The sequence below is a fragment of the Aurantibacillus circumpalustris genome (assembly GCF_029625215.1).
Classification (GTDB): Bacteria; Bacteroidota; Bacteroidia; order B-17B0; family Aurantibacillaceae; genus Aurantibacillus; species Aurantibacillus circumpalustris.
This window is the reverse complement of sequence record NZ_CP121197.1, coordinates 4324414-4340276: the sequence shown is the minus strand read 5'-3', so window position 1 is coordinate 4340276 and position 15863 is coordinate 4324414. Positions and strand designations below refer to the sequence as shown.

Sequence of the window (15863 nt, the reverse complement as noted above, 5' to 3'; positions counted from 1 at the left end):
GAAATTAATTGATCATATGGTAAATTAGTATTACCATGAAAAATCAAACACGAAGGGACTTTATCATACGTTCAAGTTTGGGTGCAACAGGGTTAATTTTATTGCCTGGAATCTCAACCTCTCAAACTCTTTCAAAACAAAATCAAGATAAGGGTCCGCCTATAGAAATTTCATTAGTAAAAGAATTTGTAGGGGCGGCACATAAGGACATGGCCAAAGTAAAAACAATGCTGGAGGTAAATCCGGATTTACTCAATTCTGTTAATAATTTAGGCGGCTGGGATTGGGAAGATGCTCTGGGTGCCGCAGGTCATGTAGGTAATCCTGAATTAGCGAATTTTTTATTGGAAAGGGGCGCAAGAATGACTATTTGTGTGGCTGCTATGCTTGGAAAAACTGAACTAGTAAAGAGTTTTATTCTAAACTTCTCTTTTATGAAGGATGCTGTCGGGCCACATAAAATTTCTTTAATGCGACATGCGAAGGCAGGAGGCGAAAAAAGCTTAGAAGTTATTGATTACTTGAAATCTTTGGGACTTAAAGAATAGTGTAGGGATTTCTTGTAATCACTTTATAAGTTAACATTTCTTAGGTATCAACTTTGTATTACTAGCTTATCTTTAAGGTAAAAACCAGAGGATATCAGCAGATGGAATTTATTGATTATTATAAAACATTAGAAATAGATAAAACTGCCAGTGACGCAGAAATTAAAAAGGCTTATCGCAAATTAGCGCGGAAATATCATCCTGATTTAAATCCGAACGACGCCAACGCAAAACAAAAGTTTCAGAGAATTAATGAGGCAAACGAAGTTTTGAGTGATCCTGAAAAACGTAAAAAGTACGATCAATATGGAAAAGACTGGGAGCACAGTGAAGCGTATGAACAAGCACGTCAGCAACAGGGCCAAAGAACTTCAGGTAGCGGGCAACGCGGTTATCAAAGTACTAGTGATTTTGGTGGAGAAGATTTTTCAGATTTTTTTTCCTCAATGTTTGGAGGTAATGGTGGTGGAAGGAATGTGAAATATAAAGGACAAGATCTTAGTGCGCAACTAAGTTTAGATATCACAGATGTTTATAAAAGTCATCAACAAACATTAACCGTTAATGGAAAGAACATTCGTTTAACCATTCCAGCTGGAGTTGAAAACGGACAGACAATTCGAATTAAAGGACATGGAGGTGCGGGTGCAAATGGCGGGCCTTCGGGAGATTTATTAATTACCTTTTCAATAAAAAACGATACCGCTTTTAAACGCGGTGGTAGCGATCTTTTTAGTGTTTACGATTTAGATTTATATACCGCTGTATTAGGAGGCGAAACAACTGTTAATACATTCGATGGAAAAGTAAAACTGAAAGTGGCTGCTGGAACACAGAGCGGTACTAAAGTAAAACTAAAGGGTAAAGGATTTCCGGTATACAAAAATGATGGAAATTTCGGTGATTTATTTATAACCTATCAAATTCAAGTCCCGACTAATCTATCAGATAAAGAAAAAGAACTGTTTCAAGAACTTTTAAAGATTAAACAAAATGGAAAATGAGCAACTCATAACTCTGGAAACGGTGTGTAGCCATTATCAGATTGAAACTTCCTTTATCCATTCATTAAACGAATATGGTTTAATAGAAATTATTACCATGAATGAAATTGAATGTATAAATAAGGATCACCTCGTTGAAATGGAACGCTTATTGAATCTATATTACGAGTTAAATATTAATTTGGAAGGGATAGATGCCATAAAACATTTGCTAAAAAGAATGGAGCAGATGCAGCAAGAAATTAAGAGTCTTCGCAACCGAATTTCTGAAGACTGAGCTTGCTTTTCACTATCTAAATTTATTACACTTATTTAATCAAATGTTTCTTTCTTGTTAACGCAAGATTTCCTAAATCGGTTTAAGGTTAAACAAGTGTTAAATTTCTTTTTTTTACCCAACTCTTGTCCTGCAATTGTCGTAATATTATTAGGCGGCCAAGACCAAATTTATAAAAGTGTTTTTGGCACGGAAATTGATTTATTAAATTTTAAAACGATAAACTATGGAAGCTTCGATAAACACCCCAAATGAAAACGAGCCATCTTCGTTCAGTAGTAATTCAACAGAAAAATCTGAGCTGATGCAGTTTTTTGAATACCAAGTTCATGACGCGTATTGGGCTTATAAAGATTTATTAAAGGAAATTTTCGAAAACGACAATCAGGCAGAAGCATAATTATTTTAATAATTTATGCTAAGAATTATATTGTTTATTCTACCGATTGCCTTGTAATACTGCTTTTTATCTAAGCCCATTAGTTTTTCTATAAATTCTAGAAGATTAAATTACTTTAAAGCTTCTTATTAAAATCCCTTTGTTAATTATAAATTAGTCAAGTCCCTTAAAAGGTTGGTATATACAATATCTTAGCCTTTGGTATGGAAGATACTTTGCAAAATACATTAGAAATTCTAAAAGAAATTAAATCCAGTAAGAAATTTACTGAAGGGTTTAATGATTCTTTAGATGGTTGTAAATGCGAACGCTGTCTTGTCTCTCGTTATAGACACATTAGTCAACCAGAACTTATGGATATTACCCATTCTTATTGGGATTACCTGCGTTTTTGTATGTCGCAAGTAACTTTAAATGGTATGTGGTTGGAGTTTGGAGTGGGAAAGGGAACTACAGTTGATTTTATTTCTGAGAACAACGACGGCAGAACCGTTATTGGATTTGATAGTTTTGAAGGACTTCCAGAGGACTGGAAAATGAGTGATACCCTTACATATTTAAAAGGGCATTCTAATTTAAGCGGCACGATTCCCCCATTAAAGAGTAAAAATGTAAGGTTGGTGCGAGGCTATTTTCAGGAAACGTTACCTGATTTTTTAGCAAGGAATAACCAACCCTGTGCCTTTGTGCACATTGATTGTGATTTGTACGCATCTACTTTGTTTGTATTAAAAACCTTGCATGCAGGAGGTAAACTTGTAAAAGGAACCATTATTTTATTCGATGAAATTTATAATTATCAGTATTTCGAAAATTATGAATTCAAAGCATTTCAGGAGTTTGTTCAGTCTGCCGAAATAAAATATACTTGGATAGCGCATACCTCTAGTCCTGTAGTTTGGAATGGTAATCAAGCGGCTGTAGTTATTCTTTAGTTTCGGCCCATTTCATTTATCTTTTTATTTATTAGAAAATTAAATTGTCTACTATTTAATTTCGCTGTGTATCTTTGGTTCATGGCTAGATTGGAACAATTGATTGATGAAATTAAAGGATTAAGGAATGAGGCGAATCACCGATCTTCTCTAAGAGTATTAAACTTGTTACAAAACAATAAAAAGCTTTTTTTGGAAGGAATGGAAGAAGATTATCTTGACATGGCGACCAAAAATTTTCAGCTGCTTTGCGATACGCCTTCTAGGGAATACAATACACCAGACTATTTAAGAGATTATAACAAATATTACGAAAGCTTGATGTTCTATCTCAATCGAATTATATAAATAGTATTGCTAAATTGCTGTCTTATTAAAATCACTTAAAAAAAATGATCGCGCTTCTAATTACAATATTTGTAATAGGTTATTTAACGATTGCTTTTGAGCACAGCTTAAAAGTGAACAAAGCTGCTGTTGCCCTTGTTACAGGAGTGCTTTGTTGGACTGTGTATATTTTGTATACAGACGATAAACACCTTGTAAACGAACAATTGCAGCACAATTTAGGTGAACTATCAGGCATTTTGTTTTTTCTACTTGGTGCAATGGCTATTGTAGAATTGATTGACGCCCATGATGGTTTTGATTTAATAACGACAAGAATTACCCAATTAAATAAGGTAAAACTTTTGTGGATAGTAGCACTTATTACTTTTTTTCTTTCTGCATTATTAGATAATCTAACCACAACCATTGTAATTGTTTCTCTCTTAAGAAAATTGATTAAGAAAGAAGAAGATCGTTTACTTTTTTGTGGTATTGTTGTTATAGCTGCAAATGCGGGAGGAGTATGGTCCCCAATTGGTGATGTTACAACAACTATGCTTTGGATAAGCGGACAAATAACAGCAGGTAACATTGTAATGAAATTAATAGCACCAAGTTTGGTTTGTTTGGTTGCCCCATTGATTTTTCTTTCCTTTAAGCTTAAAGGAACTGTTGAGCGTCCAAATTTAGATGTGGTGAAAAATCACAAGGCGCTTTCAGTGAAACATCAAATGATTGTTTTCTTTTCTGGTGTTTTGATGTTAGTTCTGGTACCCGTTTTTAAAACGTTTACACATTTGCCACCTTATATGGGTATTTTAATTGGACTAGGAGTACTTTGGATAATCACCGAAATTATTCATGGAAAAAAAGATGAGGTCGATAAGCATATTTTATCAGTTGTTTATGCGTTACGTAAAATTGATACACCAAGTATTCTTTTCTTTTTCGGTATTCTTGTGAGTATTGCAGCTTTGCAATCGGCTGGTATCTTAACCTCACTAGCTACTTGGATGACAAACACAATTGCTAATGACGACATTATAGTTCTTTCACTTGGCTTACTTTCGGGGATTGTGGATAACGTGCCTCTTGTTGCCGCAGTGCAAGGAATGTATAGTTTAACCGATTATCCAACGGACCATTACTTTTGGGAGTTTTTAGCCTATGCTACTGGAACGGGTGGAAGCTGGTTGATTATTGGTTCAGCAGCAGGTGTAGCTGCAATGGGTATTGAAAAGATAGGCTTCTTTTGGTACTTAAAAAAAATAAGTGTTTTAGCGCTAATAGGTTATTTTGCCGGCGCAGCAGTTTATATTCTACAGCATCAACTTTTCGGTTTGTAATTCTTAAGATTTATTTTCCATTTAAAAATTCACGAATAAGTTCAAACTCTTTAGCTGGCTCTTCTACTTGAGGATTATGTCCGCTGTTTTCAAACATAACATATTTAGCTTGTGGACAATATTCTTTGTATTTAATCATCATAGAAGGCACGGCAACGCGGTCGTAACGACCACCAATAACTAGAATTGGCATTTTTAAATTTTTTAAATCTTTCCTAAAATCAAAATTTCCGATATCGCTTCCTACAATAAAATCACCGTCTTTACCAACCATTTGATAATACAACCTTGAGTTAAAAGAGTTTGGATAGGGTTTTCTTCCGCGGCTTTTAAAATTGTCAGGATTATAAGAATATAAAAAACCATAAGGAACTTTCCCATAAATTTCTTGATGAATTGGATCAGAAGAAATAGCACCTTGTTCTCTCGCTTTTATTAATGCATCCCACACTTCAGGATAATTTGTTTTTATTTCATGGTTGCAATTATCATCGTTTGCTTGCCACATAATAAAACTATGAAAAGAGTTTGCTATGATGAGGTGTTTTGTTTGTTCAGGATATTTAATAGCATATCCTTGTGCAACAAGTCCGCCATAAGAATGCCCTAAAATATTTATTTTGTCAAATCCCATTGCTTTTCTTAAGCCTTCTAAATCTTCGATATCGCGCGCTATAGTGTATTCAGAAACATTTTTTGCCGTATCTGATTTACCACGACCAAGTCCGTCGTAATAAACCAAAGTATTCGTTTTACTTAGAGAATCGAAGCTGCGTAAGCCATAGTGTGAGCCTCCTGGGCCACCTGCAATGAAAAAGAGTGGGTCGCCTTTACCGAAACTAACTGTCCATAATTTGTAACCATTAATAATGTAATATTTGCCATCATCTTGGCTGCTAGGAAAAGTTTGGGCAAATGAACTTTTTAAACTAAATAGAATAGTACATGTTATTAGAAATCTTCTCATAATATAAAATGTGTTGTTGAAAGTAAATGTATTTAAAAAAGTGCGAATATCCATGCACAAAAAAAAGGTTGACCTAACTGGCCAACCCCTTTTTATTTTAATAAGTAATTAAAAAAAAGCCTTTATTCCTTTATCATCTTTTTAGAGTCTATGGTTTTACCATCAATTACAAGAGTATATGTGTACATTCCATGACTTAAGTCATTTGCAAATACACTTAAACTACCCGAACCTTTTTCTGTGATGTTTATCGTTTTAATCACCATTCCGTCGTTAGTGGTAAAAATGATCTGTGCTTTTGTAAAATCTGCAGGCAGGTTATAAGTAATGACAGTGCTTTCAGCAAAAGGATTTGGAACATTCTGATTGAGAACTATTACATTTTTATCGCTTAAGCTCACAGGTAAAGAAGTTGTGGTCTTTTTGCTTGGGCTACCAATTAGAGTTTGCAATAATTCCTTTAATTCATCCATTTGCCTTTGTTGTTTCTCTGCTTGTATTTGTTGTTCTTTTACAGCCTGTAACAAAACTGGGATCATTCCCTGATAATCCACCGCGTAAAACCCTTTCGCATCTTCTTTGATCAGCTCTGGGAAAACTTCTTTTAATTCCTGAGCTATAAATCCAATATGCTGTTGGTTGTCAAATCCTCTTTGTTTGAATTCTTCTGTTCTGAAGCTATAAGTGTAACCGTTTAATTTCTTAATTTTTTCGCTGATGTTCTCAAGTGGTTTTATATCCTTTTTCAATCTTTTGTCAGAAAACTGCCAGGTAGTGCTATTTAACCAGCAGGAACCTACTACATTTACGTCACCATCAAACCACGCAGCCCAGTCGGGTCCCGCTGCAGAATGGTCGGGATCTGTGTTGTTAAGTTCGCCTGTTGCGTAGATACCAATATTTGCCCCATTGGGATAAACAGAAAGGTAGGTATAAGGAGGTGTGTTTCCTGTAGAAGGTTTGGCCACTGTACTAACACCAATGTTATATGTATTAGTTGATGGTTTGAAGCTGCCAGCAAAAAACTTTCCACCAATATTATCACCAGTTCCTATTCCATCTCCCCAAACCCCAATTGAAGTGCCGCCTTGACGGTTGAGCGCATTCCCCATTACTCCTACACCAGTACCTGGTTGACTAAATAAATTATTTCCGTAAATGGAAATACTTTCAGGATCTCCATTACCACCTGCGGCTCCAGGGTTTGTAAATCTACTTGTTTCAGAATTAAGTTTTCCTATTCCTGGAACACTGCAATTGTGTCCCACGTTAACTTTATCAGTAAAGTCTGCATCGTCTGAGAAGTAAAAATCATTGTTGTTCATTGGGATTTGATAACTGCCTGCAAGAGGGTTTTGTGTGTTACTGCACAAATTTCCAAGACAGCATTCCGATGTTGGGGGATCTACAGTGCCGGTTCCTGAACAAAGAGGATCTGGCACAGGCGTACATTTATCATTGTAAAGTTGCAATACTTCACTCGGCGATAATACAGAAGAATAATAGTAAAAATCATCCAGGTCGCCTGAAAAAAATCTTGTTAACGTAGCTCCAGGTAAAGCACCGTTATATATTGCACCAATAGTAATTAACTGAATCAAGGTTGCATTGATTGCAGTATTGGAGGTTGGGGAGCAGTTAGTGCTCACCATCTGGGCGCCATCGAGATATATTTTTGCTGTGTTTAAGGCAGAGCTGGCAGCTTGTGTAACAACAATATGGTGCCATACACCATCGTTCACGCAGGGGCTGGGCTTAGTAATATATTGCTGTGAGATATCAACGCCAACCCCCTGGCAAGAATAATTATGATCAATTTCCCAGCGCGTAGCTGTAGAGCTTGAAGAATATATGCCATCATTAAACATAACTTTCACAAATCCGAAGCCTCCTCCCGCTGCCGTATTTGTAGTTTTCATCCAGAAGGATAAAGATCTTGCTCCGGCACCCGAAATCCCCCCTGCTATCATTTTGACACAATTTGTAGCTCCATCAAAATGAAGAGCTGTTCCTGATGTACCGCATCTGTCCACAGTGTATGTTGGAGCCCCACCCGGCAACCACGTACCATGGTTGGATCCCACTCCATCATTTAAATTTCCGGTAAACTCCCATTTTGCTATCAGACCCGTTGTTGGGACCTGAGCGAGCATTAGACTGGTCATAGCGATCAGTCCAATTAACAATAGTTTCTTTTTCATAATTAAAGTTTAAGTTGGTTAATATTTCTTCAAAGAAACTTCCAACACAGGAGGAAAAAAAGAATGGTGGGATGGAAATAAAAAACTGCTTTATAAATGGTAGTTATTTTAATGTAGAATTATGATCCTTAAATTTTATAAAACGGAAAGCTTTAATAAAAATGAAATTAAAAACGAACAATGTTTTAAGTATTATGGATAAAGAGATGTACGGTAATTAGGAATTTCTTTAGTAAAAAACCGTCATCAACGAAAAAACTTTTGCCTTTTACAAGCGGTAAATTTCTGCTTGCTAACTGTACTTACAAAAATTGTACTAATAAAATAAAATTGCTCAAATACTGAGGCCGTTTTATGAATTTGAGTGAAAAAGCTTTTACAGTTGTTTTAATAGCACTCTTGACCATTTTTGTACTGTTTAGAATTATATATACATTTAAGGATGCTCAAATATAGAACACTGCTTTTCTTTATTTTACTTGCTGTTTATGCAAAGAGTCAATTAAGCAACAAGCCAGTGGCTTCCTATTATTTTAATAATGGTAAAGTCGATACCCACTCGAGATTAACCCGACCAAAGATGCTTGGTATTTCTTTTGTTGAAGACAGATTTGGAAATAAGGAATCAGCAATTTATCTGCATGGAAATAATAGCAGTTATATTAATCTTGGAACAGATAGTGTTTTAAAACCCAAGAAAGGAACTATTTCTTTGTGGGTGAATGTTGAACTTATTGTACAAAAGGGTACTGAAGGTTGGGATTACAATCCAATACTCATTACAAAAAGTCATGCTGGTGATGATTTTTATGAGGGGTATTTTATCGGCTTAAATTTTAATACAAATAAGATTAACGTCACCACCTCTAAGGACCATAATAACCAAATTACACTTAATTCAAGAGGTGTATTAAGTTTAAGAAAATGGCATCATATTGTTATGACTTACGATGATGATTGGCTTGCTCTTTACTTGGATAATAAATTAGAAGCAAGACTTCAAAAAAGATTTAGAAGCGTTTTTTTAAATGGTGATTCAGTTATTATTGGGAATACCGCTAATAAAAAAAATGAACGCTATTTGTGTGGAACAATTGACGATATTAATATTTATGACCGTGTTATTTCTCAACAGGAAGTAGACAAACTGTTCAATGAATCTAATCCAGATAGGTTAACGATTTATCTAAAATGGTTATCCTGGATTTTAGCCTTGGTATTGTTAATAATTTTTATTGTTTGGATTATTGTCCGAAAATTTAAAAGAGATCTTGAAATGCAAAATGAAAAAAATAAAATCAATGCACATATGAATGAGCTTGAAACGAGAGCCATTCGTACGCAAATGAACCCGCATTTTATTTTTAATTCATTAAATACTTTACAACGTTTTATATTGGAAGAGGATGCTTTAAATGCAAATTCTTATTTGGTTAAATTCTCAAAGTTGTTAAGAAAATTGCTTGAAAGTAGTATCTCTGAATCCATTTCATTAAAAGAAGAAATGGAAATTTTAAATAGTTATCTCGAGCTTGAAAAATTACGTTTTGATAAATCGTTTGAAGTAATTATTGAATCAACTATTTCTGATCCAAAAAATGTTCAAATACCTTTTATGTTAATTCAACCTTTTGTTGAAAATGCAATTTGGCATGGTTTGCTTCCAAAACAAGATAATCGCGTTCTTAAAATTACACTTTCTGATATTGATGGAAAAACACTATTATGCCGGATTGATGACAATGGAGTTGGAAGAAAATACAGTTTTAAGCAAAAGGATCCTTTTAAGAAAAAATCGATGGCGATCGAATTTATTAAACAGCGTCTGGATATTCTCGAAAAAGCCACTGGAATTAATTGCTCATTTAAAATAACGGATAAGGAAAATTCTACAGGAGAAAGCGAGGGCACTTTAGTAGAAATTGTGATACCAAAATTCAATTAATCATGTTACATGCAGTATTAATAGATGATGAATACAATGGTTTACGTAGTTTGGAACTGTTAATTAAAAAATTTGTACCAGAGATTAAAGTTGTTGCTCAAACTACAGATCCTGCGGAAGGAGTTGAATTAATAAATAACTATCGGCCTGATATTGTTTTTTTGGATATCAATATGCCCTCTCTAAATGGTTTTGAAGTTCTTGAAAAATTAGAACACAAAAATTTCAATTTAATTTTTACTACCGCACATCAGGAGTACGCAGTGGCAGCAATAAAAAAGTCGGCAACAGACTATCTGTTAAAACCTATCGATTCGGAAGAATTGCTAAATGCCGTTCAAAGAATTCAGAAAAGAAAAGACGAAAAATTGATGTATCCAGATATTCAGAGCACGCTCAAAGAAATTGTAGGATTTAATAATCTTAGAGTCCCATTGCCTTCTAAAGATAGCATTGAGTACGTAACGCCATCAATGATTATTTACGTTGAAGCCAATTCAAATGGGGCTAAAATTCAATTAACAAATATGATGGTGTTAGAAGTCTCTAAATCACTTAAAGAATATGAATCAATTTTGTGTAAGGAGGGTTTACATTTTATTCGGATTCATAATTCCTTTGTAATTAATATAAATTATGTAACGCGCTATGTTAAGGAAGGTGTAGGTTACGTGGTACTTCAAGGAAATAAGAGAATACCAGTTTCAAAAAATAAAAAGGATGAGTTTCTAAGCCATTTAAAGCTGAGTGATGATGGGTTTAATTAGTCAAGCTCGTCACCTCCCCAACAATCATGATTTTTAGGTCCGTTTGAACCATTTTGTAATTGTTTTGTGAAAAAAGTTTGCAAGTAGCCCAAAAGTTCATTGGTAACTGAGTTACTAAGCAAAAATTCAAGTTTGGATCCGAAAGCATTGGCAATAATTTCTTTAAGTGATTTATGATTAAAATACGAAGTGTCTTCTTTTCCCCAAGGGTAACAAAAATTTAACCAATAGGGTTCTGAAGGTTTGTTTTCACCAAGGTAGTCAGCAGAAATCAATTCATAACAACTTGAACAATCAAAGGAATCGCCTTTTGTGATTGTGTTTTTAAAAGAAAATTCTAGAACGCTGGAATATACCGGTAGACTTAACTTTTCAGAGTAGTGTGTTCCTTCGTTCGGATAAAAAAAATGTGAGTTTTTGGAGAGGTACACGTTAATTCTGTTGTTAAATTTTTCAATGTTTTCTGAATCTATCCAAATACCATTTCCTGGTTGCGAGAAAAATAATTTCTTTATTTCGCGTTTCTCATTATCAATTCTTATAGTAATTCTTTTCCAGCAACCCATTTGACGACCCAATGGACCCAAATCAGGATCGGCGCTGTGACCTGTTATTGTATCTATAATCCATTTAATAGAGGTTTCAACTGTGCCGTCTTCTTCAAACAAAAACCAGAATTGTAAGTCAGTGTAAAGAGATGAATGTAATTTAGCATGAACATAAACCTTAGTTGTTTGTAAAGTAGTTTCGGAGCTTGGTGACGTTCCGTTAAACTCTAAATAATATCTGCCTCTATGTTTTTGTCCAACTGGTAAGTTTTTTTGGTTGGCTTGAATTTTAATTTTTTCAGAATCGTTAACCAAAGAGACTTTATTTAAATAACTTTCAACTGATAGTGGTTTGTGTTTTTCCTCAAGATCAAAATATAGGATTGGTGCATATCTCGCAATTAGTTCATTTAACTCCGTTAGGTTAGGTGCAGGTCTGGTTATTGTGCGTTCTGTTGTTTTTAACTCATTCATAATTTGTAGTACTAGGGTTTGTAGGTGTGTTATTTATCCTTTGATTTAATTTCCGGAACAAAAAAAATAACAGGGTTAATACAAACGTATCATTTTACTCTTTTTTAATCAATCAGGGTAAACCATGATTTTTGGTTCAGATGCCCCGTGAAATGTATATATTTGCAGAGAACTCAAACCTTAAGCTTTGTGCATTATATTGCAGCAAAAGGTATAAATTGTTTTAACGAATGAAGTATTCTTACCTAATTCTTTTGGTTTATTTATTCTGTCCCGGAGTTATTTGTTCTCAAAATGGTATTACTCTTACTCAAAAAACACACTACTGTGATAGTTTATTGAAAGAAGCTAATAAAGTTTACCACACCGACCCAGAATTGAGCCTCTTGTATACCAATAAAGTTTTATTGCACGCTACAAAACACAATTTAGAGCTGTGTAAGGCTGAAGCTTGGTATTCTGTTGCTAGAACAGAGATACTGAAAGGAAACATTGAACACGCACTTAAGTGTTTGAGAGACGCTGTTATTATATTTCAAAAGAATAATAAAAAATCTCGCGAAGCAAAATGTTACGATTTAATGTCTACCGCTTTCAGCAAAATAGATAAGGAAGGTGAAGGAATTTTTTTACTAATAAAGGCTTGTGATTTATACCGTGAAATTGGTGATACCCAAGGATTAATGTCATCTTTGACCAATCTGGCAAACGATTATTCATATATTGGTGAATATGAAAAGGGGTTAAAAGTGCTTTCGGAAGCTAAAGAATATATAAAGCCAAATAGCATGCAGTGGTTTTATTATTATCTCAATGCAGGCTTGATTAATTTACATAAGAAGAATTATAAGCTCGCAAGAATTCAGTTTGATTCCTCAGTAATTATTTCGAAACGGCATAAAATGTTGGATGCGCAAATAACGGCCATAACTGAGCAAGCATCATTATTGGCTCTTACACAAAAGCCGCAAGAAGCTATTTCTTATTACTGCACTGCTATTGAGATGGCGAAAGAAAACAATTTGCCTATTGAGGAATCGGATGCTCTTAAAGGTATTATTGGCTGCTACGAATCGATAAATAATTATAAAAATGCATTTCTATCTCAAAGCAGATTAAAAAAGTTATCTGATTCTTTATTCACGATTAAGAAAGTAAAAAATGTAAATGATATTGAACGCCGTTTAATGTTAAGCGAGAAGGAAAAGACGATTGCTTTGCAAAAATTGTCAATGGAAGAAGGAGTGAGAAAAGAAGAAACTAGCAAAAAAAGAATTGCCTTTTTAATTGCGGGTGCCATGTGTTTAGTGTTGGGTCTATTTTTTGTGGCATTTATTTATATCAGAACAAGACGTCAAAAGCGTGAAGTGGAAATTCAAAAAGCCAGAATAGAGCGACTAAATATACTGAACCAAAAAATATTTTCGGTGATCGCGCATGATTTTAAAAGCCCTTTAATTACCTTGCAAATGTTGATGGATCTATTAGATAAGGAAAATATTAGTCAGGAGGATTTAAATAGTTATACTGCCGATGTGCGTCATCAAATAACACAATCGAATCAGATACTCGAAAATTTATTAAACTGGGCGCGTACAGAATTAAACGTAAGCCATAATAAGAATAGTACAGCCAATGCCTGGAATATTGCTACGGAAATAGAAAAAGAATTAAAATTTATGGCTTCTAAAAAAGGAGTTAGTATACGAAATACACTTCCAGAAAATAGTGTGTTCCAAATTCCATCAGATATATTGAGAATTATTATTCGTAATCTTACTACAAACGCTATAAAATTCAGTTACGAAAAAAGCGAAGTGATAATTGGATTAAATTCAGAAGGAGGAATGTTTGTGAGTGATACAGGTACTGGAATTACAGAAGATAAGGTAAATGAGCTATTTTCAGGCACTTTAAAAAGTAAGTTAGGAACCAATAACGAAACTGGATTTGGTTTGGGACTGTATATTACCTTTGAGTTAATAAACAAATTTAATGGAACTATTTCCGTTAAAAAGAATAATCCTTCTGGAACTGTTTTTATATTTACACTTCCGAAGTATGCATAATATAAAAGTAGGTATTATAGATGATCACGAAGCGGTTGCGCAAGGCGTTTCCTTGGAATTAAAAAAAGGCGGGAAGTATATTGTTCTTTTTATTGTAACAGAAAAACAAAAAATTATTGAAACACTCACTGAACAGTCACCAGATGTTTTAATTATGGATGTTGTGATGCCGGGTACTTTAAGTGTTAATTCGTTTAAGGATGTTCTAAAAATATTCCCTCAACAAAAAATTATTGCCTATACTGCTTTAAATAGCCCAATGCTTGTAGAACTTCTTTTCAAAGCTGGTGTTAAAGGATATGTGAATAAGAATCAAACCTTACGTGATTTGGAAAAGGCTGTTTTAACTGTTTACGAAGAAGCTTTGTATTTACCAGACGAATATGATTTTATTCGACAAAAACTAAACGCAAGTACAAATTCGAATGAATTAAGTAAGCGTGAAATCGAAATTCTTATTTTAATTGCACTAGAAAAGAAAACTTCTGAAATTGCGGCGGAACTTTTTATTTCGGTGAGTACGGTGGAATCGCATCGAAAAAACTTATTCGAAAAATTAAATGTAACCAATCTAGCTGGCCTTATTAAGGCTGGAGTTAGTTTGGGGTACATTCATTAAATGGTTTCCTTATGTCTTTGTTACTTGGAATTTAAATCCAATTTATTTTAACAAACAAGGTGTTATTTTACTTTTTCTTCAATAATGCTACTAAGCCAAGTATGGGTCCAATTGCTAAAAGCATATATATAAGTTGCGGGTTTATTTTAGAGGAAACTAAACTTATGAATTGGATACTGACAATCGTTATTGAAAACCCAATGCAATTAACTATTGTAAGAGAAGTTCCCTTTGATTCGTCTGGTGCATTTTGAGCAACCAAAGTTGAAAATAGAGGAGAGTCAGCAATAACTACAAGTCCCCAAATAAACAAAAATAGGATAAACAGAATTGAAGATCTGGAGAATAGAAAAAATGGAGAAACAAGACAACATCCACAAGATAGCGCGAGTGATAACGTAGCTATTTTTTTTGCTCCAAAGTACTGTGAAAGCATTCCGCTGAACACGCAAGCTACCGAACCAGCCGCAATTATTAAAAAGGATAATAAAGAAACATTCAGATTAGTAGTTGTGTAATAATTGTTGCGGGATGTAATCATGATTGGCACAAAGGTCCAAAACGAGTATAGTTCCCACATGTGACCAAAATATCCAAACGAAATGGAGCGGAAATTTTTATTGGTAAAACCTTTTATAAATGCGGTTAACTTTATTTTCTGTGCGGGTTTACGGTAAGGTCCGTTTGGTACAAATAATAAAACATTCAGACCGCCAATGACGGATAAACCTGTAGTACCATATAAAACGTACTTCCAGGGAAAGCCCAACGTGAAATTTTTTAAAAGATGAGGGAAGGCTGTTCCTAAAACCAAAGCGCTGACCAAAAACCCTAGTGATTTTCCTAAACCCGTTTGATAATAATCAGAAACTATTTTCATACCAACAGGATAAATTCCTGCAAGAAAAAAGCCAGTTAAAAATCTGAACAAAAGAATTTCGCTTTCGTCTATATCATTAATACAAATACCAAGATTAAAAAGGCCCGCCAGAATAGAGCTACAGAAAAACACTAATGACGGTGAAAAACGATCTGAAATAGTGAAAACGGCAAAGACGAATGTTCCTGTAATAAATCCAAATTGAATGGCGCTTGTTAGGTGTGCTAAAAAATTCTGATCAAGATTTAAATCTTTTGCTAAATCTGAAATTATAGAGTTGCCAGCGAACCAAAGTGAAGTGCAGAGGAACTGAGAAATAACTATTATAAAAAGAATGAGTCTCATTATGTTTTAATAACGGTTATTAAGATGTCGCTTACCAGTTTCCAATTCTTCCATGACACTATGATCGACGTGAAGTTAAAATATTTTATCATGGTAAAACAAAAAAGCAAAATGCTGGGGATGAAAGCAAGTATATCTGTTTCAATAAATATTTATTATTTTACATAATAGTGATAGTGATTGTTTGTGTTGATAACCATGGATTATT

15 protein-coding genes are annotated in these 15863 nt (G+C 34.2%); 11 read left to right on the top strand and 4 right to left on the bottom strand.

Annotated features, from left to right (window positions below; translation table 11 throughout):
- The first annotated feature begins 35 nt into the window (after positions 1-35).
- From P2086_RS17925 to nhaD, 7 genes are all read left to right on the top strand, one after another.
- Entirely contained in the window at positions 36-548 is a 513-nt protein-coding gene (locus P2086_RS17925; RefSeq protein WP_317898141.1) for an ankyrin repeat domain-containing protein, read from the top strand.
- Between the two features lie 101 nt (positions 549-649).
- Positions 650-1552: a DnaJ C-terminal domain-containing protein gene (locus tag P2086_RS17920; RefSeq protein WP_317898140.1), complete on the top strand. Its 903-nt coding sequence runs from the start codon at positions 650-652 to the stop codon at positions 1550-1552.
- The gene (locus tag P2086_RS17915; protein ID WP_317898139.1) at positions 1542-1829 is read left to right on the top strand and encodes a chaperone modulator CbpM; all 288 of its coding nucleotides are present in this window, start codon (positions 1542-1544) and stop codon (positions 1827-1829) included. The genes P2086_RS17920 and P2086_RS17915 overlap by 11 nt, the downstream gene beginning before the upstream one ends.
- 226 nt (positions 1830-2055) lie before the next feature.
- Positions 2056-2229: a hypothetical protein gene (locus P2086_RS17910; protein WP_317898138.1), complete on the top strand. Its 174-nt coding sequence runs from the start codon at positions 2056-2058 to the stop codon at positions 2227-2229.
- Between the two features lie 203 nt (positions 2230-2432).
- A complete protein-coding gene (locus tag P2086_RS17905) occupies positions 2433-3164 on the top strand; it encodes a class I SAM-dependent methyltransferase (protein ID WP_317898137.1) in 732 nt (243 codons plus the stop codon).
- 81 nt (positions 3165-3245) lie between these two features.
- Entirely contained in the window at positions 3246-3512 is a 267-nt protein-coding gene (locus P2086_RS17900) for a hypothetical protein (RefSeq protein WP_317898136.1), read from the top strand.
- 44 nt (positions 3513-3556) lie between these two features.
- Entirely contained in the window at positions 3557-4840 is a 1284-nt protein-coding gene (gene nhaD, locus P2086_RS17895; protein WP_317898135.1) for a sodium:proton antiporter NhaD, read from the top strand.
- 10 nt (positions 4841-4850) lie between these two features.
- Here the strand turns inward: nhaD and P2086_RS17890 are convergent, their stop codons facing one another.
- Together P2086_RS17890 and P2086_RS17885 are read right to left on the bottom strand one after the other, a co-directional pair.
- Positions 4851-5807, bottom strand: coding sequence for an alpha/beta fold hydrolase (locus tag P2086_RS17890; RefSeq protein ID WP_317898134.1), 957 nt, complete (start codon positions 5805-5807; stop codon positions 4851-4853).
- Positions 5808-5929: 122 nt separating this feature from the next.
- Positions 5930-8008, bottom strand: coding sequence for a tail fiber domain-containing protein (locus P2086_RS17885; RefSeq protein ID WP_317898133.1), 2079 nt, complete (start codon positions 8006-8008; stop codon positions 5930-5932).
- Positions 8009-8450: 442 nt separating this feature from the next.
- Here P2086_RS17885 and P2086_RS17880 point away from each other — a divergent pair, with 442 nt between their 5' ends.
- Both P2086_RS17880 and P2086_RS17875 read left to right on the top strand, forming a co-directional pair.
- Entirely contained in the window at positions 8451-9953 is a 1503-nt protein-coding gene (locus P2086_RS17880) for a LamG-like jellyroll fold domain-containing protein (protein ID WP_317898132.1), read from the top strand.
- 2 nt (positions 9954-9955) lie between these two features.
- Positions 9956-10720, top strand: coding sequence for a LytR/AlgR family response regulator transcription factor (locus P2086_RS17875; protein WP_317898131.1), 765 nt, complete (start codon positions 9956-9958; stop codon positions 10718-10720).
- Here the strand turns inward: P2086_RS17875 and P2086_RS17870 are convergent.
- Positions 10717-11742, bottom strand: coding sequence for a Vps62-related protein (locus P2086_RS17870; protein WP_317898130.1), 1026 nt, complete (start codon positions 11740-11742; stop codon positions 10717-10719). The two genes, P2086_RS17875 and P2086_RS17870, sit on opposite strands and share 4 nt — an antisense overlap.
- A gap of 230 nt (positions 11743-11972) precedes the next feature.
- Here P2086_RS17870 and P2086_RS17865 point away from each other — a divergent pair, with 230 nt between their 5' ends.
- Both P2086_RS17865 and P2086_RS17860 read left to right on the top strand, forming a co-directional pair.
- Positions 11973-13811: a tetratricopeptide repeat-containing sensor histidine kinase gene (locus tag P2086_RS17865; RefSeq protein ID WP_317898129.1), complete on the top strand. Its 1839-nt coding sequence runs from the start codon at positions 11973-11975 to the stop codon at positions 13809-13811.
- On the top strand, positions 13804-14430 hold the full coding sequence (locus tag P2086_RS17860; RefSeq protein ID WP_317898128.1) for a LuxR C-terminal-related transcriptional regulator: 627 nt from the start codon (positions 13804-13806) through the stop codon (positions 14428-14430). Before P2086_RS17865 ends, P2086_RS17860 begins: the two co-directional genes overlap by 8 nt.
- Positions 14431-14497: 67 nt before the next feature.
- Here the strand turns inward: P2086_RS17860 and P2086_RS17855 are convergent, their stop codons facing one another.
- Positions 14498-15655: an MFS transporter gene (locus P2086_RS17855; RefSeq protein WP_317898127.1), complete on the bottom strand. Its 1158-nt coding sequence runs from the start codon at positions 15653-15655 to the stop codon at positions 14498-14500.
- Positions 15656-15863: the final 208 nt, after the last annotated feature.